The sequence below is a fragment of the Pseudomonas sp. PA-1-6B genome (assembly GCF_021609545.1).
Classification (GTDB): domain Bacteria; phylum Pseudomonadota; class Gammaproteobacteria; order Pseudomonadales; family Pseudomonadaceae; genus Aquipseudomonas; species Aquipseudomonas fluorescens_BV.
This window is the reverse complement of the sequence record NZ_WJZM01000001.1, coordinates 322084-340688: the sequence shown is the minus strand read 5'-3', so window position 1 is coordinate 340688 and position 18605 is coordinate 322084. Positions and strand designations below refer to the sequence as shown.

14 protein-coding genes are annotated in these 18605 nt (G+C 61.3%); 4 read left to right on the top strand and 10 right to left on the bottom strand.

Going from position 1 to position 18605, the window contains the following annotated elements:
* Positions 1 to 18: 18 nt before the first annotated feature.
* Entirely contained in the window at positions 19 to 1509 is a 1491-nt protein-coding gene (gene amaB / locus GIV35_RS01450) for an L-piperidine-6-carboxylate dehydrogenase (RefSeq protein ID WP_073524902.1), read from the bottom strand.
* Between the two features lie 152 nt (positions 1510 to 1661).
* Here amaB and GIV35_RS01445 point away from each other — a divergent pair, with 152 nt between their 5' ends.
* The 3 genes from GIV35_RS01445 (at position 1662) to nadE (ending at position 4806) form a co-directional block, all read left to right on the top strand.
* On the top strand, positions 1662 to 2552 hold the full coding sequence (locus tag GIV35_RS01445) for a LysR family transcriptional regulator (RefSeq protein ID WP_014716686.1): 891 nt from the start codon (positions 1662 to 1664) through the stop codon (positions 2550 to 2552).
* Positions 2553 to 2760: 208 nt separating this feature from the next.
* On the top strand, positions 2761 to 3975 hold the full coding sequence (pncB, locus tag GIV35_RS01440; protein WP_003188094.1) for a nicotinate phosphoribosyltransferase: 1215 nt from the start codon (positions 2761 to 2763) through the stop codon (positions 3973 to 3975).
* 3 nt (positions 3976 to 3978) lie between these two features.
* Complete coding sequence (gene nadE, locus GIV35_RS01435) at positions 3979 to 4806, top strand: ammonia-dependent NAD(+) synthetase (RefSeq protein ID WP_105225567.1); 828 nt, start codon at positions 3979 to 3981, stop codon at positions 4804 to 4806.
* A 121-nt stretch (positions 4807 to 4927) separates the two neighbouring features.
* Here nadE and azu read toward each other — a convergent pair whose 3' ends face one another.
* Positions 4928 to 5374: an azurin gene (gene azu / locus GIV35_RS01430; protein ID WP_003188091.1), complete on the bottom strand. Its 447-nt coding sequence runs from the start codon at positions 5372 to 5374 to the stop codon at positions 4928 to 4930.
* Positions 5375 to 5707: 333 nt separating this feature from the next.
* Between azu and GIV35_RS01425 the strand changes: the two genes are divergently transcribed.
* On the top strand, positions 5708 to 5893 hold the full coding sequence (locus tag GIV35_RS01425; protein ID WP_198714712.1) for a hypothetical protein: 186 nt from the start codon (positions 5708 to 5710) through the stop codon (positions 5891 to 5893).
* 127 nt (positions 5894 to 6020) lie between these two features.
* On the opposite strand, the gene GIV35_RS01420 is transcribed toward GIV35_RS01425, so the two are convergent.
* The 8 genes from GIV35_RS01420 to GIV35_RS01385 form a co-directional block, all read right to left on the bottom strand.
* Entirely contained in the window at positions 6021 to 6911 is an 891-nt protein-coding gene (locus GIV35_RS01420) for a transglutaminase family protein (protein WP_020301622.1), read from the bottom strand.
* The gene (locus tag GIV35_RS01415; protein WP_105225565.1) at positions 6911 to 9397 is read right to left on the bottom strand and encodes a circularly permuted type 2 ATP-grasp protein; all 2487 of its coding nucleotides are present in this window, start codon (positions 9395 to 9397) and stop codon (positions 6911 to 6913) included. The genes GIV35_RS01420 and GIV35_RS01415 overlap by 1 nt, the downstream gene beginning before the upstream one ends.
* Positions 9398 to 9590: 193 nt before the next feature.
* Positions 9591 to 12881 carry a transglutaminase family protein gene (locus tag GIV35_RS01410; RefSeq protein ID WP_236264530.1) on the bottom strand — a complete coding sequence of 1097 codons (3291 nt, stop codon included), beginning with the start codon at positions 12879 to 12881 and terminating at the stop codon, positions 9591 to 9593.
* Between the two features lie 187 nt (positions 12882 to 13068).
* Complete coding sequence (locus GIV35_RS01405) at positions 13069 to 13518, bottom strand: hypothetical protein (RefSeq protein ID WP_105225563.1); 450 nt, start codon at positions 13516 to 13518, stop codon at positions 13069 to 13071.
* Positions 13515 to 14435 carry an NAD synthetase gene (locus tag GIV35_RS01400; protein ID WP_105225562.1) on the bottom strand — a complete coding sequence of 307 codons (921 nt, stop codon included), beginning with the start codon at positions 14433 to 14435 and terminating at the stop codon, positions 13515 to 13517. Before GIV35_RS01400 ends, GIV35_RS01405 begins: the two co-directional genes overlap by 4 nt.
* Positions 14436 to 14601: 166 nt before the next feature.
* Positions 14602 to 15051: a hypothetical protein gene (locus tag GIV35_RS01395; RefSeq protein WP_213153585.1), complete on the bottom strand. Its 450-nt coding sequence runs from the start codon at positions 15049 to 15051 to the stop codon at positions 14602 to 14604.
* On the bottom strand, positions 15048 to 15980 hold the full coding sequence (locus tag GIV35_RS01390; RefSeq protein WP_014716676.1) for a hypothetical protein: 933 nt from the start codon (positions 15978 to 15980) through the stop codon (positions 15048 to 15050). The genes GIV35_RS01395 and GIV35_RS01390 overlap by 4 nt, the downstream gene beginning before the upstream one ends.
* Positions 15981 to 16181: 201 nt before the next feature.
* Positions 16182 to 18485: a YgiQ family radical SAM protein gene (locus GIV35_RS01385; RefSeq protein WP_200648741.1), complete on the bottom strand. Its 2304-nt coding sequence runs from the start codon at positions 18483 to 18485 to the stop codon at positions 16182 to 16184.
* Positions 18486 to 18605: the final 120 nt, after the last annotated feature.

Below are 18605 nucleotides of genomic sequence, written 5' to 3'. Positions count from 1 at the left end.
CACATTGACCGTGCCAGATCAGTCGAAGGTAATGCCTTGTGCCAACGGCAGTTCCAGCGAGTAGTTCACGGTATTGGTCTGCCTGCGCATATACCCGCGCCACGCATCCGAGCCCGACTCACGCCCGCCGCCGGTTTCTTTTTCACCCCCGAACGCGCCACCGATCTCCGCGCCGCTCGGGCCGATGTTGACGTTGGCAATACCACAGTCGCTGCCCACCGCCGACATGAACTGCTCGGCTTCACGCACGTCAGTGGTGAAGATGCAGGATGACAAGCCTTGTGGCACGGCGTTGTTCAGGCGCAGGGCTTCGGCGAAGTCGGTGTAGCCGACCACGTAAAGAATCGGCGCGAAGGTTTCGCTGCACACTACGTCGCTTTGCTCGGGCATTTCCACGATGGCCGGCGATACGTAGTAGGCGTTGGGGAATTTGTCTTGCAGTTGGCGCTTGCCGCCGAACACCTTGCCGCCTTCGCTCAAGGCTTGCTCAAGGGCGTCCTGCATGTTGTCGAAACTGTGCTTGTCGATCAGCGGGCCGATCAGGTTGCCTTCCAGTGGGTGGCCGATGCGCACTTTGGAATAGGCGGCCTTGAGGCGGGTGACGATTTCTTCCTTGACCGACTCATGGGCAATCAGCCGGCGCAGGGTGGTGCAGCGTTGGCCGGCGGTGCCCACCGCGCTGAAGAGGATGGCGCGCACGGCCATGTCCAGGTCGGCGCTTGGGCCGAGGATCATCGCGTTGTTGCCGCCCAACTCAAGGATGCTGCGGGCGAAACGCGCGGCGACTTTGGGTGCCACTTCACGACCCATACGCGTGCTGCCGGTGGCGCTGATCAGCGCGACGCGCGGGTCGTCCACCAGCGCAGCGCCGGCGTCGCGGCCGCCGATGATCACTTGGCTGAGGTACTCGGGGGCACCGTCGAACGTCTTCAACACGCGCTCGAACAGTGCCTGGCAGGCCAGTGCAGTGAGCGGGGTCTTTTCCGACGGTTTCCAGATCACCGCGTTGCCGCACACCAAGGCCAGCGCGGTGTTCCACGCCCACACGGCCACGGGGAAGTTGAAGGCGCTGATCACGCCGACCACGCCCAGCGGGTGCCAGGTTTCACGCATATGGTGGCCGGGGCGCTCGGAGGCGATGGTCAAGCCGTACAACTGGCGCGACAGGCCGACGGCGAAGTCGCAGATGTCGATCATTTCCTGCACTTCACCCAAACCTTCCTGGGTGATCTTGCCGGCTTCCCAGGAAACGAGTTCACCCAGGTCGGCCTTGTACTCGCGCAATACGTCGCCAAACTGGCGCACCAGCTCGCCACGTCGCGGCGCCGGCACTTTGCGCCAGGCTTCGAATGCATGCTCGGCGCGACTGACCTGTTGCTCCACCTCGGCGGCACCTTCCCAATGGACACTGCCGATACGGCTGCCATCAATCGGTGAATGCACAGGTTGTTTCCCAGCCTGGTACAGCGCCGGGTTTACCCCGAGACGATCAAGCAATGCGGCAACCATGGGTCACTCCTTCAAATCTGAGTAGAAAATCGCGCCGCTGCTTGCACGGCGATCCTGAGCCTATTTGTAGCTGGCCCAAGACTTGCCAACAAACGACGATTAGGCGAGATATCATTCCCTTTATTCATGCAAAGAATAAAAAGAGGCATGCCGTGCTGAACAAAAGACATTTGCCCTCGATCACCGCCCTGCAGTGTTTCGAAGCGGCCACCCGCCACCTGAGCTTCACCCGCGCCGCCGAGGAACTGAACCTCACCCAAAGCGCGGTTAGCAAACAAGTGGCGCAGCTGGAAGAGCTGTTACAACACTTGCTGTTTCGCCGCGTGCGCCGCCGCTTGCAGATGACCCCGGCGGGCGACCTGTACCTGGTGGAAGTGCGCAAGATCCTCACCCAAGTGGAAATGTCCACCCACTACCTGCGCTCCTACGGCGGCGAAACCGAAGTGCTGCGCGTGTCCACGCCCTACACTTTTGGCGCACGCTGGCTGGTGCCGCGCCTCAAGGGTTGGCGTTTGCGCCACCCGCAGATCCACCTGGACCTGTGCAACGAACAGGACCCGGACGAGTTACTGCAGGGCAAGGCCGACATGGCGTTCTATTTCGGCCAGGGCGCACGCCCCGGCACCGAGAGCCTGAAATTGTTCAGTGAAGAGCTGGTACCGGTGTGTTCGCCCGACAGCCTGCCCGCCCAGCCTTTCACCGACCCCACGCAACTGAGCGACCTGGTGCTACTGCAAAACGCTTCGAGGCCCCAGGGCTGGCATGACTGGTTCGCCAGCCAGGGCTTCCATACCGAGCACAGCTACCATGGGCCGCGGTTCGACACGTTTTATATGTGTATTCGCGCGGCGCAGGTGGGATGCGGCGTGGCGCTGTTGCCGCGTTTTCTGGTGGAGGAGGAATTGGCCGAGGGCAAGTTGGTGATCCCCTGGCAACATGCGATGCCGAGCCAGGATGCTTACTACCTGGCGTATCCTGAGCATTCGGCGGAGGTGCCCAAGGTGCGCGAGTTTGTGAAGTGGATGATGGAGCAGGTGCTTTAGCGCCTGGAGAATCGCCGTCGCAGGCAAGCCAGCTCCCACCGTTTGGAATGCACTTCAAATGTGGGAGCTGGCTTGCCTGCGATGGCGCCAGTGGCCTTACTGAAAAAATCACTGGCAAAACCCCACAAGTCTATGCGCCACTAACCCCCCTTCCTCAATTGTGCGTAAAGGCCGGCCTCCATCGCCGACCCGTCTGGAGATTCCCGTTATGAGCGAGAGTGTGTTTGCCGATCGCATCGTGCAGAACCTGCTCGACACCGACTTCTACAAGCTGACCATGATGCAGGCGGTGCTGCACAACTACCCGAACGTGGAAGTTGAATGGGAGTTTCGTTGCCGTAACAGTGAAGACCTGCGCCCTTACCTGGCGGAGATTCGTTACCAGATCGAGCGCCTCGCCGAGCTGAGCCTGAGCCCCGATCAACTGGGGTTCCTGGAACGCATCAGCTTTATGAAGCCGGATTTTCTGCGCTTCCTCGGGCTGTTTCGCTTCAACCTGCGGTATGTGCAAACCGGCATCGAAAACGGCGAGTTGTTTATCCGCCTACGCGGGCCGTGGCTGCATGTGATCCTGTTTGAAGTGCCAATGCTGGCCATCGTCAGCGAGGTGCGTAACCGCTACCGCTACCAGACCGTGATCCTTGAACAGGCCCGCGAGCAGCTGTATCGCAAGTTCGACTGGTTGACCGCCAACGCCAGCAGCGATGAGCTGTCGGAGCTGCAAGTGGCAGACTTCGGCACGCGCCGGCGTTTTTCCTACCGGGTGCAAGAGGAAGTGGTCAGCGTGCTCAAGCACGATTTCCCTGGGCGCTTTGTCGGCACCAGCAACGTGCACCTGGCGCGCGAATTCGATATGAAGCCGCTGGGCACCATGGCCCATGAGTGGATCATGGCCCACCAGCAACTCGGCCCGCGTCTGATCGACAGCCAGATCGCCGCCCTTGATTGCTGGGTGCGCGAGTACCGTGGCCTGTTGGGTATCGCCCTCACCGATTGCATCACTACCGACGCGTTCCTCGGCGACTTCGACTTGTACTTCGCCAAGCTGTTCGACGGCCTGCGCCATGACTCCGGTGATCCGATCCAGTGGGCAGAAAAAGCCATCGCTCACTACCACAAGCTGGGCATCGAACCGATGAGCAAGACCCTGGTGTTCTCCGACAGTCTGACATTGCCCAAAGCCTTGGAAATATTCCGGGCGTTGCGCGGTCGCATTAATGTGAGCTTTGGCATCGGCACCAACCTGACCTGTGATATTCCAGGGGTGGAACCGATGAGCATCGTGCTTAAAATGACCGCCTGCAATGGTCAGCCCGTCGCGAAGATCTCCGATGAAGCGGGCAAGACCCATTGCACCGACCCGAATTTTGTCGCCTATTTGCGTCACGTTTTCAAAGTACCTGCCCTATCCAGCAAGGAGTGAATCATGCAAGCCGTACAGCGTGAGATTGCACAACAGCTCAAGGTGCAAGCCCCGTTCAAGGACCAGGCCGCACTCGAAGCCGAGGTTGCCCGGCGCGTGGCCTTTATCCAGGACTGCCTGCGCAATTCCGGGCTCAAGACCCTGGTGCTCGGCATCAGTGGTGGTGTCGACTCTCTGACCGCAGGCCTGTTGGCCCAACGTGCGATGCAGGAACTGCGCGCCAGCACCGGCGATGAAGCTTATCGTTTTATCGCCGTGCGCCTGCCCTACGAAACCCAGTTCGACGAACACGACGCCCAGGCTTCGGTGGACTTTATCGAACCGGACGAGCGCCACACCGTGAACATCGGCCCGGCAGTGAAGGCCCTGGCTAATGAAGTGGCGGCGTTTGAAGGCAAGGCGGCGGTGTCCCGCGATTTCGTGCTGGGCAACACCAAGGCGCGTATGCGCATGGTGGCGCAGTACACCATTGCCGGCGCGGCCGGTGGCCTGGTGATCGGCACCGACCATGCGGCGGAAGCGGTGATGGGCTTTTTCACCAAGTTCGGTGACGGGGCTTGCGACCTGGCGCCCTTGAGCGGGCTGGTGAAGCATCAGGTGCGTGCCATTGCCCGCCACTTTGGCGCGCCGGAATCGCTGGTGGAGAAGGTGCCGACCGCCGACCTCGAAGACTTGTCGCCGGGCAAGCCGGACGAGGCGTCACATGGGGTGACCTATGCCGAGATCGATGCGTTCCTGCAGGGGGAGCCGGTGCGTGAGGAGGCGTTCAGGATTATCTGCGAGACCTATCGCAAGACTGAGCACAAGCGGGTGATGCCGTTTGCGCCTTGAAGTGAAACCGATGGTTTTGCATTGATTGTCAGATCGCCATCGCAGGCAAGCCAGCTCCCACACTTGGAATGCATTCCAACCTGTGGGAGCTGGCTTGCCTGCGATGAACGGTAACGCGGTGTTACTTCAGAACCACAGCACCTTTCATCATCGAGATGTGGCCTGGGAACGAGCAGAAGAAGCTGTATTTCTCATCGGCCTTCAGCTTGGAGACGTCGAAGGTCACCGAGTCTTTCTCGCCTGCACCGATGATCTTGGTGTGGGCGATGATGCGCTCATCACCGGCTTTCAGGTAATCCTTGTCGATCCCCGCAGCCATGCCGTCGGTTGCCACCGGTTGCATATTGGCTTCGGTAGTCAGCACCCAGTTATGGCCCATCACGTTCTTGGGCAGGTTACCCGAGTGAGTCAGCTCAACAGTGAACTGCTTGCAGCTCTTGTCGATGGTGATTTCTTTGGTGTTGAAAGACATTTGATCGGTGGAGTCGACAGTGACCTTGCACTCTGCAGCAAGCAACTGGCCGCTCGCCAGAGTCAGCAGGGAAACAGCAACGAGTTTGGCAAACATGTGAATCTCCAAGGCAGGGTTTTAAAAACGCGGATTGCGGTAAGGGTGCATCAATCAGGCTTGAGTTCTTATGATCTGAATCAACAGATTGTATACAACTTTAGGCTATCAGCTTCATCAACACAATCAACCAGCCAAACTGCCGCCCCCTGATTATGATCGGCCCATCACTCACGGGAGTTCATGCCATGCACCTTAATCACCTGTTCAACGGCCTCCTGGCTGCCTACGCCTGCGGTAAGTGAAAGCAAAGGCCCCCCCGAAGCTGCTACCATGACGACCCGAGGCAGCTACGCGCCGCCCACCCTCACCTTCGACCCTAGAGGATCGCCCATGGCCAAACCTAATTACTCCTTCGCCAAACGTCAGAGAGACTTGGCCAAGGAACAGAAGAAAGAGGAAAAGCTGCAACGCAAGAAAGCCGCTGCAGAGGAAGAAGCCGGCGCGCTGAACCCGGATGCCGAAGGTGAAGAAGGTGAAGTAGCGACTGACGAAACTGAAACTGCGCCTCAGGCCTGAACAACCGTAACTGCGTTACCCGGCTTAATGTGGGAGCCGGGCTTGCCCGCGATGCAGGCGAATCGGCGTATCAGCCAGACCGAGTTGCAGCCATCGCAGGCAAGCCAGCTCCCACACAAGCTCGCGTCTACTCCAGCGGCATCACCGTCACCCGCACCTCCGGGTCGTGGCTGCCTCCCCCCAGAATCACCCCACGCAACGGCGACACATCAGAGAAATCCCGGCCCCAGGCCAGGGTGATGTGCTCCAGCGCCGGCTGCACATTGTTGGTCGGGTCAAAATCCACCCAGCCTGATACCGGGCAAAACACCGAGACCCACGCATGGGACGCATCCGCGCCAATCAGCCGTGGCTGGCCGGGCGGTGGCTGGGTCAGCAGGTAGCCGCTGATATAGCGCGCCGCCAGGCCCCGCGAGCGCAGGCAGGCAAGCATCAGGTGAGCGAAGTCCTGGCACACGCCGCGACGGCGCTCCAGCACTTCAACCAGCGGCGTGGCGACCTGGGTGGCTTCGGCATCGAAGGTAAATTCGCTGAAGATCTTCTCCATCAATGCCTGCGTGCCCAGCAGTAAAGGCTCGCCGGGCGGGAAGCAGCTTTCGGAGAACTCGACGAAGGTTTTCTTCAGATGGACATAGGGCGACTCGAAGCGATAACGACAGGCTTCGATCAGTTCGGCGCTCAAGGCCTGGCTGCTGTAAGTCAGGCTGTCGCGGGTGTGGTCCCAGGGCGGCGACCGCTGGAAGTCCAGAGCGGGTCGCGCCAGCACTTCCACGGTGAGCCCGGCGTTCACCAGCAATTCATCATGGGGCCGTTCGAACGCCAGGCGAGTGATCGGGTTGCCGAATACGTCCAGTTCGTCGCGGCGCGAGGTGGGTTCCGGGCTGATATCCAACTGCTGCCAGGTGCACTTCTGCCAGGCGCACGGCCTTGGCCAGAGGTGCGCCAGTTGCTGGGCCAGGGACACCGGGCTGTCGTAGTGGTAATGGGTATCGTGGAAAATCTGGTAGCGCGCGCTCATTACACCGACACCGTTTGCTGGCTGACATCATCCACGTGGGCAAAATGGCGCAGCGCCAGGCGATCCGACACTTGCCCGCTTTCATCGGCCACCGCTTGCAGCAAGTCGGCCAGGCCGTCCAGCGCGGCACGCACGCTGGTTTCGCCAAACAGGCCGTTCTCCAGGCAGCCCAGGTCAAAACGCGCCAGGCACTCGACCAAAGGCGCCAGCCCGGTTTCACGGGGCACGCCAAAATCATCATTGAGACGGCGCAGGGTGCGGCTCACCAACTTGAGCTGGAACAGCACCGCATGCGGGTTCTGCTCGTCGAGCAGCAGCAAGTCGAGCACCGGGATCAACTGCGGCACCGCCAGGTAGCGCGAGCGGTAGGTGATGCTGCTGTTGCCCAGCTCCAGCAACCATTCCAACCCGGCCTGATCAAACACCGCCACGCCACGCAGGAACGCCGCAAGGCTGCTGCTCAGAAATTGCAGACGCTCGATGCGCCGGCCCATCATCAAGAAGCGCCAGCCTTCATCGCGGGTCATGTCGTCCAGGGCAAACCCCGACAGTGCCGCCAGGGACATCACCAGGCGGTTGAGAAAGTCGAGCAGCTCGCCAAAGTCTGCAGTGTCGCTTTCCAGTTCCATGGCTTCGCGTTGCAGCTCCACCAGGGCCTGCCAGTTTTCCCTGGACAACTTGCCGCGCACCTGGGACGCCGCCCACTGCAGACGCTGCAGGTTGGCGCGCAGACTTGAAGGCCAGTCATCACCCAGCAAGGCGGCGAGCAGGCGCTCAGGCAGCTCGCCCTCCTCCGGCAACAGGCGCAGGCTTTCGCCGAGTTCGACGGCGGCCTGCAACGCCAGCGGATCGTCGCCATCGACATACCGCGCCAGCACAATGCGCAGCCAGCGCGCACTGTCGTCGCAGCGCTCGCAGTAACGACCGAACCAGAACAGGTTTTCCACCACGCGCGAGGGCAAGTAAGGATCGCGGCGCACCAGGTCATAGGCGCCAATGGTGCGTTGGGCGCGCCACTGCTCGCCACCCGGCACGCGCTCGCCAAGTACCCAGGTGTCCTTGCTCGCCCCGCCGCGCTGCATCGACACCACCTCGGCATCGGCGTCGGCCGCCACGCGAGTCAGGCCGCCGGGCAGTACCCGATAACCGTCTTCACTGGCCACGGCGTACACACGCATACCAATGGCACGGTGTTGCAGGTGGTCATCCACGGTGTGCCATACCGGCGCCTGAGACAGTTGCGCCAGCTCTTGGGCGACATAGGCATAGGGCCGCGCACGCATGCGTTCAGCCAGGGCCTGGCGCTGTTCATCGTCAAGGTCGCGACCAAACACCGGGGCGAAACTTTGTGAAGGAAATGCCGGCTTGATCAGCAGCTCCGGGAGTTTTTCCAAGGCTTCGGCAAGCACCGGCGCTTCGCCGCACCACCAGGTGGCAATCGACGGCAGGATCAAGGCTTCACCGAACAAAAACTCGTTGATCTTGGGCAAAAAGCCCAGCAACCCCGGGGACTCCAGCACGCCGCTGCCCAAGGCATTGGCCACCAGCACATTGCCTTGGCGTACGGCGTCGAGCAGGCCCGGCACGCCGAGCGCGGAGTCGGTGCGCAGCTCCAGCGGGTCGCAGAAATCATCATCAAGGCGACGCATGATCGCGTGCACCCGGCGCAGGCCGCTAAGGGTTTTCAGGAACACGGTGCTGTCGCGCACGGTGAGGTCGCCGCCCTCTACCAAGGGGTAGCCGAGCTGGCGCGCCAGGTACAGGTGTTCGAAATAGCTCTCGTTGAAACGCCCCGGCGTGAGCAGCACGATCAGCGGCGGCTGATCATCGCCAGGGGCCTGGCGCGCCAGGGTTTCCTGCAGCGTGCGAAAGAAACCGGTGAGGTGCTGCACCTGCATATCCCGGTACAGGTCCGGGAAGGCGCGGGACACGATGGTGCGGTTTTCCAGGGCGTAGCCGGCGCCCGACGGGGCTTGGGTACGGTCGGCGGTGACCCACCAGCGGCCATCCGGCGTGCGTGCCAGGTCGACCGCGTACAGATGCAGGAACGCACCGTCGGGCGGCTGGATACCCTGGCACGGCCACAGAAAATTGTTATGCCCGAACACCAGTTCGGCCGGCAGCAAGCCTTCCTTGATCAGGCGCTGCGGGCCATACAGGTCGGCCAGCACCGCATTGAGCAGGCGCGCACGCTGGGCGATGCCGGCCGACAGTTGCTGCCACTCCTCGGCCGCCAGCACATGAGGCAGCAGGTCCAGTTCCCAGGGGCGGTCGGCGCCCTTGGGGTCGGCGTAGACGTTATAGGTGACGCCGTTTTCCTGGATCTGACGCGTCAACAACGCCTGGCGCTGGGCCAGTTGTGCGGGGGTGCTGCGTTGCAGGTGATCGAACAAGCGTCGCCAATGGGCACGCACCGCGCCGCTGGCGTCCAGCAATTCGTGATAGGTGCCCGCGGTGAGCGGGTAACGGTCGAGCAAGTCGGACATGGAACGCTCGGCAGAGGCAAGGGAAGTCAGGTTAACTCAAATTCACTGCGATCCAATGTGGGAGCTGGCTTGTTGTGGCGAGGGAGCTTGCTCCCGCTCGACTGCGCAGCAGTCGCCTGCTATTGGGGGCGCTTCGCACCCCAGCGGGAGCAAGCTCCCTCGCCACAAAAGCCCTCACACACTTGGATCATGTTCATTCCTTATTTTTTGTGAAACGCCGCAAATCCAGGGTCATTGGCAACTCATCGTTTACCGTTACACTCGGCACCGGCAGCTTGCCCGGGCTATGCCCCAAGCGGAAAAAACGCGCCATGCGCCGGCTCTCCGCCTCATTGGCATTCACCGGCAGGCTGTCGTAATTGCGCCCGCCCGGGTGCGCCACATGGTATTGGCAGCCACCCAACGAACGCTGCATCCAGGTGTCGAGCAGGTCAAATACCAGCGGCGCATGCACGGGGATGGTCGGTTGCAAGCAGTTGGCCGGTTGCCAGGCGCGGTAACGCACGCCCGCCACGAACTCGCCGACGCGGCCGGTTGGTTGCAGCGGCACCGGCACGCCATTGCAGGTCAGCAGGTAGCGTTGCGGTGGCAACCCGCTCAACTTCACTTGCAGGCGCTCCAGGGACGAATCCACATACCGCACCGTGCCACCCACTGCGCCCTCCTCGCCCAGCACGTGCCAGGGTTCCAAGGCCTGGCGCAGTTCCAGTTCGATACCGCTGACGGCGTAGTCGCCCACCTTGGGGAAACGAAACTCCAGATGCGCCGCGAACCATTCGGCACGCAGCGGGTAGCCGGCCGCGTTCAGCTCGACGATCACGTCGGCAAAGTCCTGCTCGATAAAGTGCGGCAACAGGAAACGGTCATGCAGTTCAGTGCCCCAGCGCGCCAGCTTCGGCGGCGCATAGGGCTCGCGCCAGAACCGCGCGACCAGCGCCCGCAGCAACAACTGCTGGGTCAGGCTCATGCGCGCATGGGGGGGCATTTCAAAGGCGCGCAGTTCCAGCAGCCCCAGGCGGCCAGTGGCGCCGTCGGCTGAGTAAAGTTTGTCGATACAGAATTCGGCGCGATGGGTATTGCCCGTCACGTCGATCAGCAGGTTGCGCAACAGGCGATCCACCAACCATGGCGGGCAGTCCTCGCCCGGTGCCGGCATCTGCGCGAAGGCGATTTCCAGTTCATACAGCGCATCGTTGCGCGCCTCATCTACCCTGGGCGCCTGGGAGGTGGGGCCGATAAACAGGCCGGAGAACAAATAGGACAACGACGGGTGGTTATGCCAGTAGCTGATCAGGCTGCGCAGCAGGTCCGGTCGGCGCAGGAAGGGCGAATCCTTGGGCGTCGCACCGCCCAGTACGAAGTGGTTACCGCCACCGGTGCCGGTATGGCGCCCATCGATCATGAACTTCTCGGTGGTCAGGCGGGTTTGCCGAGCCTCTTCGTAGAGGAATTCGGTGCGTTCTACCAACTCGTCCCAGGTGGCGGACGGCTGTACGTTGACCTCGATGACACCGGGATCTGGCGTGACCCGGAAATTGCTCAGGCGCGTATCCGCTGGCGGCTCGTAGCCCTCCAGCAGTACCGGGCAATGCAGCTCTTCGGCGGTGGCCTCAATGGCAGTCACCAGCTCCAGGTAATCCTCGATGCGCTCCAGCGGCGGCATAAACAGGTACAGGCGGCCTTCTCGTGCTTCGGCGCACAGCGCGGTACGGGTCAGCCAGTCGGCGGACTCGTCGACCTTGGGCACACGCTCGTCGTCCGGGGCCGGCTCGCCATGGCTGCGCAATTGCGCCGCCGTGGGAAGCTCGGGCTGGTCCTGGTTCGGGTCGGTGGGGTGTATGAACGGATACTCAGCCGCCGTCACCCAGGGCTGGGAAGCCAAGGGCAGCCGGTAACCCAGCGGCGAATCACCCGGCACCAACCGGCAATGGTTGTCGCGCAGGTACCAACGCCCACTCTGCCAGCGGTCATTGGCCGCAGTCCGTGCCAGCGGCAGCACCTGGCCGATGACTTTATCCAGGCCCTGGCTGAACACTTTGCGCAGGCGCTCACGCTCCAGGTCGTCGCTCAAGCGTGGGTCCTGGGCAGTGACGTTCTGGGGCAGGGTACCTTCGCGCCACAGGTAGTAGAAATTGTCCTCGAACGCCGGGAACACAAAGCGCGCCGGCAGTTTCAGGCGCTCGGCGACGCTGGCCAGGAAACGCCCGGCCATCACCCCATCGGCGCCGTAGTCTTCTTGCTCATCGGCGATCAGTGCGCTGTTGTGCCAGATCGGCACGCCGTCGCGGCGCCAGTAGCAATTGAGCGACCAGCGCGGCAGTTGCTCGCCGGGGTACCACTTGCCTTGGCCGAAATGCACCAGACCCTTGGGCGCATAGTGCTGGCGCAGGCGCTGGAACAGCTCGGCCGACAGGCGACGCTTGTCCGGGCCCAGGGCTGCGGTGTTCCATTCGGCGCCGTCTGGGTCGTCAATAGAGACGAAGGTCGGCTCGCCGCCCATGGTCAGGCGTACGTCGTCCTTGAGCAGGTCGCCGTCGATCTGCCGGCCCAGGGCCTGGATCGCCAACCATTGTTCTTCGGTGTAGGGCTTGGTCACCCGTGGCGCTTCCCAGATGCGCTCCACCGACATCTCATGGGTGAACTCGCATTCGCACGGCTCCACCAACCCGCTGATGGGCGCAGCGGACGATGGGTCGGGGCTGCAGGCCAAGGGGATATGCCCTTCACCGGCGAACAACCCGGACGTGGCATCCAGGCCAATCCAGCCAGCGCCGGGCAGATACACTTCGCACCAGGCGTGCAGGTCGGTGAAGTCCACCTCGGTACCGGACGGGCCGTCGAGGGCTTTGACGTCGGCGGTCAGTTGAATCAGATAACCAGAGACAAATCGCGCCGCCAACCCGAGGTTGCGCAACAATTGCACCAACAACCAGGCCGAGTCGCGGCAGGAGCCGGACGCGTTTTCCAGGGTAAATTCCGGGGTTTGCACACCCGGCTCCATGCGAATCAGGTAACCGATATCGGCGGCCAGGCGCTGGTTGAGGCCGACCAGGAAATCCACAGCAGGCAGCGGCGTGCGGTCGATACCGGCCAGGTAGGCGGCAAGCCTTGGCGTCAGCGGCAAGGTTTCCAGGTACGGCGCCAGCTCGCGCTGCTCATCAGCGGCGTAGCTGAACGGGATATTTTCGGCGTAGGGTTCGAGGAAAAAATCGAACGGGTTGAACACCGCCATCTCGGCGACCAGGTCGACTTCAATGCGCAACTCGTCAGTCTTTTCCGGGAACACCAGGCGCGCCAGATAATTGCCCTGGGGGTCTTGCTGCCAGTTGATGAAATGCTGCTCCGGCAGCACTTTCAGCGCGTAGGACAAAATCCGCGTACGGCTATGGGCCGCCGGGCGTAGCCGAACGATCTGTGGGCCGAGTTCAACAGCACGGTCGTAGCGGTAATGCGTAACGTGGTGCAACGCGACATGAATCGACACGGCGGCCTCCTGCGAGCCAGGGCATAAGCACAACGCGCGCAAGACTTATGCCACAGCAGCAGTCATTGCACTAAAACGTCAGGCCCGGTGCAGTACAGCACCAAAACGGCGCCAACGTTGTGGCTATGGTGCAGGCGCTGCACACATTTGTAGCGCCGGGCTGAGGGCAGGTGGTGAATCTACCCAATCAATGGTGTTTGTGTTGGGCAATCATGGCCTGGCGCAGGCAGCGGACTTCGACCAGTTTCTGGCGCATTTCACGGTGGCGTTTGCTGTTGAACAGCAATAACCCAATTAATGGAAACACCAGGCTCAAGGCATATACCACCCCGTTCGGTTGATCATTGAGTGTTGGCAATACACCCAGAAAGCATACCCCCAGCAGCAACACTAGCGGCCACATCCATTGGGGACGCCCGCGTGCGATCATGAAATTGCAGTGCACAATGACTAGCGTGAGTGCGATACCCGCCAGGAAGGAGTATTTGGCATTATCTGCCATGGACAGGCTTGGCATATAGCTATCGAAGAACACCGGAACCGCAAACACGAGGGTGAAAATGCAGACGAATATCGCCCCCATAAAGACGGGGAAATACGTCGACAGAAAACTGCGAATGCTAGGCAGCTCGTTCATTGTTCGGCCTCCTCATACAGACCTATGGCAATTGTGCGTACGTTCCCTGACACCGCACTACCGGTAAAACCGATGGCTGCGCCCAACGCGTCCTTGATCTGCGTGACCGTTGCATGCTTGACCTCGGTGGGCGTGAACCGCTTAGGCAACTCGCCCGACAACTGCTTTAACTTGATCATCTTGGACGTCAAGCGTGGGTCGTTGATGCTCAGCAGCTCTTTGGTCAACTTGGCGCGCTCCTGTCGATTCAGGCCCCTGAGCACCTCTCTCACACTTTTCCCGGTAGAGGCCTTATTCAGCCGCACCAGCTTGACCGTTGCCAATGCCGATGAACCCACCCCAACCAACGACGCCGCATCCAGGGCAATCATGGTGTATTGGTACCACTCCTCACTGTCGAGCTGATCATTGCGCGCGGGGTTGCGGATCTCATTGATGGTGCGATAGCCGCTGGCAAAGCACTGCACAGAACTGGCTGCCGCGGCCGTATAGCCGAGCGCCACGACCACCGAACTGGCCCCCGCCGAAAACGGAACTGCGACGGAACCACTGAGCACCACGATCCAACCGATGACCGCGCCGGCACACGATAGCGTGGTATTGACCGCTTCGCCCACCAATCGGGACTCACGCGGATTGTCTTGCACCTGCTGAGCGAATTGCGTTGGCGCGATGTACTTCTGCGCCTCACGCAGGATCAAACGCTTGGGTGCGATGCTGCAGATGGGCTGAAATTCGCGCAGGGTGACAACGTTGAAATCGGCATCGATATACACAACACCTGCACCGACAATGGCGGGGTCGGCATCGATGGCGGCGAACAGCCGTGGCAGGTTGATCAGGCTCTCGATACGCTGGCGCGCCATAAATTGAGAGCGGTTGGAATCCATGCCGATGTTGAACAAGGAGCTGCCCATAAGTGTTCTTCCTTGAAATTGAGAGTGCCGCGACCGGCCTCATCGCAGGCAAGCCAGCTCCCACACTTGAAATGCATTCCCCTGTGGGTGCTGGCTTGCCTGCGATAGCAATCTAATGGGCGCTACCCTAACAAACAGGCCACCCACCGCCAATAAATCTACAGAATCAACGGGCTTTGCGTTGCGCAATGGCCGCTTGGCGCAAATGGCGGATTTCGCGCAGCCGCTGGCGCATTTCACGATGGCGCTTGCTGTTGAGCAGCAACAAACCCAGCAGCGGAAACAGCACCGCCGAGCCGTACACCAGGGTATTGAGGCCATATTGAATCATCGGCAACACGAACAGCAGGCAACACACCAGATAGCCCGCCACCAGCCGGGTCGCCCAGGGGTACCCGCGTGCAATCATCACATTGCCAAACACCAGCACCGCTACCAGCATCAGGATTGCCGCCCCGGAGTAGTTGGCCTTGAGCGCCGGTTCAACCCCGCGCAAATAGGTTACGCCCGCCGTGGACACAGCCACCGAACCAGAGAAAATCGCCATGAAGATGGTGCCCATGAACACCGGAAAATAACGCGCAAGGAAACTGCGCCTATCGGGAAACCCCTTCATTCCGTCAATTCCTCATACAGGCCAATGGCAAGCGTCGACGCCGAGCCGACGTGGCCGGTTCGATAGCTGCCCCAGATACCCAACATGCCGCCCAAGGCGTCCTTGAGCTGTGTGAGCGTGGCATGACGAATTTCCGTGGAGCTGTAGCGCTTGGGCAACGTGCCGGCGCGCTGCTGCAACTTGAGCAACTTGGGGGTCAGGCTCGGGTCTTTGAGACTGAGCAATTCCTGGGTCAACTTCTTGCGCTCCTGGCGATTCAAGCCCTTGAGCAATTCATACCAGCTCTTGCCCAACGCAGCGGCTTTTTTGGCCTTGAGCAGCCTTAATGTGGTGAAGGCTCCCGTTCCGATCCCTACCAATGACGCGGCATCGAGAATCGGTGACACCGCGCCATACCACTGGGCGTCGTCCATGCGGTCGTTGGCATCTGGGTCAAGGATCTCGTTATAGGTCCGGGCCACGCCAAACCCGCACTGAGCGCTGCTGGCCAGCGCCGCCGTGACACCGATACCCACCACAAAAGCACTGGCACCGGCGGTGAACGGTACGGCGACGCTGCCACTGAACACCACGATCCAACCGATCACCGCCGCCCCACAGGAAAGCCCCATGTCAAAGGCCTCCTTCTGGAGGCGCCCTTCACGGGGGTCGGTCTTCACCTGCTCGACAAACTGCGCCGGCGAGATGTACTTCTGCGCCTCGCGCAAAATGACGCGCTTGGGTTTGATGCTGCAGATGGGCTTGAATTCGCGCAGGGTGATCACGTTGAAGTCGGCGTCGATGTACACCACGCCAGCGCCGACGATGCTGGGGTCGGCGTCAATGACGGCGAACAGCCGCGGCAGGTTGATCTGACTCTCAATGCGCTGGCGCGCCATGAATTGGGAGCGGTTGGAGTCCATGCCAATGTTGAGCAGGGGGTTGCCCATAAGTGTTCTTCCTTGAAATCGAGAGTGCCCAGACCGGCCTCATCGCAGGCAAGCCAGCTTCCACACTTGAATACATTCCCCTGTGGGAGCTGGCTTGCCTGCGATAGCAATCTAATGGGCGCCACCTTACCAAACAGGCTCACCAGCGACCAGAAAGCAAAACGCCAGCACGAGGCTGGCGTTTTGCATTTCAGGCGTCGATCAACGCGGCACCACCGGCTTGCGCGTAGGCTTGCTGCCCTTGCCCTTGGCCGCATCGCTGCGCTCTTTGGCCGCCTGCTTATTGCGCGCCTGGGCCGCAGCCTTGGCTTGCTCGCGCTTGTCCCACGGGTTGCTGCCGTCGCTGCCACGGGGTGGCAGGCCGGTGTGCTGGGTGAGGATCCTGGTGGTGGTTTCCTTGGCGACCTTATGGCTGCCGGCCGGCGTCGAGTTCTTGCGCCGGGCGCTCTGGTAGCTGTCGGTGGACGGCTGGTGCAGCGGGATCAACTGGTCCTTGCCCGACCCGATCAGGTCGGCACGGCCCATGCGGGTCAATGCTTCACGCAGCATTGGCCAGCCCTTCGGGTCGTGGTACCGCAGGAACGCCTTGTGCAGGCGGCGCTGCTCCTCGCTCTTGACGATGGTCACCGCGTCACTCTTGTAGGTGACCTTGCGCAGCGGGTTCTTGCCCGAGTGATACATCGCAGTGGCGGTGGCCATCGGCGACGGGTAGAACGCCTGCACCTGGTCGGCACGGAAGCCATTGCCCTTGAGCCACAGGGCCAGGTTCATCATGTCTTCATCGGTGGTGCCCGGGTGGGCGGCGATGAAGTACGGGATCAGATACTGCTCCTTGCCCGCTTCCTTGGTGTACTTCTCGAACATGCGCTTGAACTTGTCATAGCTGCCAATGCCCGGCTTCATCATCTGGTTGAGCGGACCTTCCTCGGTGTGTTCCGGGGCGATCTTGAGGTAACCACCGACGTGGTGGGTGACCAGCTCTTTGACGTATTCCGGCGACTCGACGGCCAGGTCGTAGCGCAGGCCGGAAGCGATCAGGATCTTCTTCACACCCGGCAACGCACGGGCGCTGCGGTACAGCTGGATCAACGACGAGTGATCGGTGTTCAGGTTCGGGCAGATGCCAGGGAACACGCACGACGGTTTGCGGCACGCGGATTCGATTTCCGGGCTTTTGCAGGCGATGCGGTACATGTTCGCCGTCGGGCCGCCGAGGTCGGAGATCACGCCGGTGAAACCCGGCACTTTGTCGCGGATCTCTTCGATCTCGCGAATGATCGACTCTTCGGAACGGTTCTGGATGATGCGGCCTTCGTGCTCGGTGATCGAGCAGAAGGTGCAGCCGCCGAAGCAGCCACGCATGATATTCACCGAGAAACGGATCATGTCGTAGGCCGGGATCTTCTCCTTGCCATAGGCCGGGTGCGGTACGCGGGCGTACGGCATGCCGAACACGTAGTCCATTTCTTCGGTAGTCATGGGAATGGGCGGCGGGTTGAACCATACGTCCACTTCACCGTGCTTCTGCACCAGGGCGCGGGCGTTGCCTGGGTTGGTTTCCAGGTGCAACACGCGGTTGGCGTGGGCATAGAGCACCGCGTCGCCGCGGACTTTTTCCACCGATGGCAGGCGAATCACGGTCTTGTCACGGGTCATGCGCGGGCTGGCCAGGATCTGCACAACCTTGGCTTCTTCCGGATCATCCACCGGCCCCTTTTCCTGCTCGATGGCGCAGGCCTGGGTGTCCTGGGTGTTGACGTACGGGTTGATGATCTTGTCGATCTTGCCCGGACGGTCGATGCGCGTGGAATCCACTTCGTACCAACCGACCGGCGTATCACGGCGGATGAACGCGGTACCGCGCACATCGGTGATGTCTTCGATCTTGTGGCCCCACGACAAACGCTGGGCAACTTCGACGATGGCCCGCTCGGCGTTGCCGTACAGCAGGATATCGGCGGTGGCGTCGATCAGGATCGAGTTGCGCACGCGGTCCTGCCAGTAGTCGTAGTGAGCAATCCGACGCAGGGAAGCTTCGATACCGCCGAGTACGATCGGCACGTTCTTGTAGGCTTCCTTGCAACGCTGGCTGTACACCAGGCTTGCACGGTCGGGACGTTTGCCGGCCATGCCGCCAGGGGTATAGGCGTCGTCGGAGCGGATTTTCTTGTCGGCGGTGTAGCGGTTGATCATCGAGTCCATGTTGCCGGCCGCGACGCCGAAGAACAGGTTCGGCTCGCCGAGCTTCATGAAGTCGTCTTTGGACTGCCAGTTCGGTTGCGCGATGATCCCGACGCGAAAGCCCTGGGACTCCAGCAGCCGGCCGATGATCGCCATGCCGAACGATGGGTGGTCAACATAGGCATCACCGGTGACGATGATGATGTCGCACGAATCCCAGCCAAGCTGATCCATCTCCTCCCTGCTCATCGGCAGGAATGGCGCAGGACCGAAACATTCGGCCCAGTACTTGGGATAGTCAAATAACGGCTTGGCTGTTTGCATGACGGTGACCGGTGTGAAGATGAAAAATCGCGGGCGCGGAATATAGCACAAATTTTGACCAATTCCGACGGTAGTAGTCGGAATTGTGGTGGCCCCATCGCAGGCAAGCCAGCTCCCACA

Excerpts from the sequence above, each read along its gene's own strand:
- GIV35_RS01385 (WP_200648741.1), bottom strand. The coding sequence starts at position 18,485 with ATGCAAACAGCCAAGCCGTTATTTGACTATCCCAAGTACTGGGCCGAA.
- GIV35_RS01420 (WP_020301622.1), bottom strand. The coding sequence starts at position 6,911 with ATGAGCGCGCGCTACCAGATTTTCCACGATACCCATTACCACTACGAC.
- GIV35_RS01425 (WP_198714712.1), top strand. The coding sequence starts at position 5,708 with ATGGCCAAACCTAATTACTCCTTCGCCAAACGTCAGAGAGACTTGGCC.
- pncB (WP_003188094.1), top strand. The coding sequence starts at position 2,761 with ATGAGCGAGAGTGTGTTTGCCGATCGCATCGTGCAGAACCTGCTCGAC.
- GIV35_RS01415 (WP_105225565.1), bottom strand. The coding sequence starts at position 9,397 with ATGTCCGACTTGCTCGACCGTTACCCGCTCACCGCGGGCACCTATCAC.
- GIV35_RS01400 (WP_105225562.1), bottom strand. The coding sequence starts at position 14,435 with ATGGGCAGCTCCTTGTTCAACATCGGCATGGATTCCAACCGCTCTCAA.
- amaB (WP_073524902.1), bottom strand. The coding sequence starts at position 1,509 with ATGGTTGCCGCATTGCTTGATCGTCTCGGGGTAAACCCGGCGCTGTAC.
- GIV35_RS01405 (WP_105225563.1), bottom strand. The coding sequence starts at position 13,518 with ATGAACGAGCTGCCTAGCATTCGCAGTTTTCTGTCGACGTATTTCCCC.
- nadE (WP_105225567.1), top strand. The coding sequence starts at position 3,979 with ATGCAAGCCGTACAGCGTGAGATTGCACAACAGCTCAAGGTGCAAGCC.
- azu (WP_003188091.1), bottom strand. The coding sequence starts at position 5,374 with ATGTTTGCCAAACTCGTTGCTGTTTCCCTGCTGACTCTGGCGAGCGGC.
- GIV35_RS01390 (WP_014716676.1), bottom strand. The coding sequence starts at position 15,980 with ATGGGCAACCCCCTGCTCAACATTGGCATGGACTCCAACCGCTCCCAA.
- GIV35_RS01395 (WP_213153585.1), bottom strand. The coding sequence starts at position 15,051 with ATGAAGGGGTTTCCCGATAGGCGCAGTTTCCTTGCGCGTTATTTTCCG.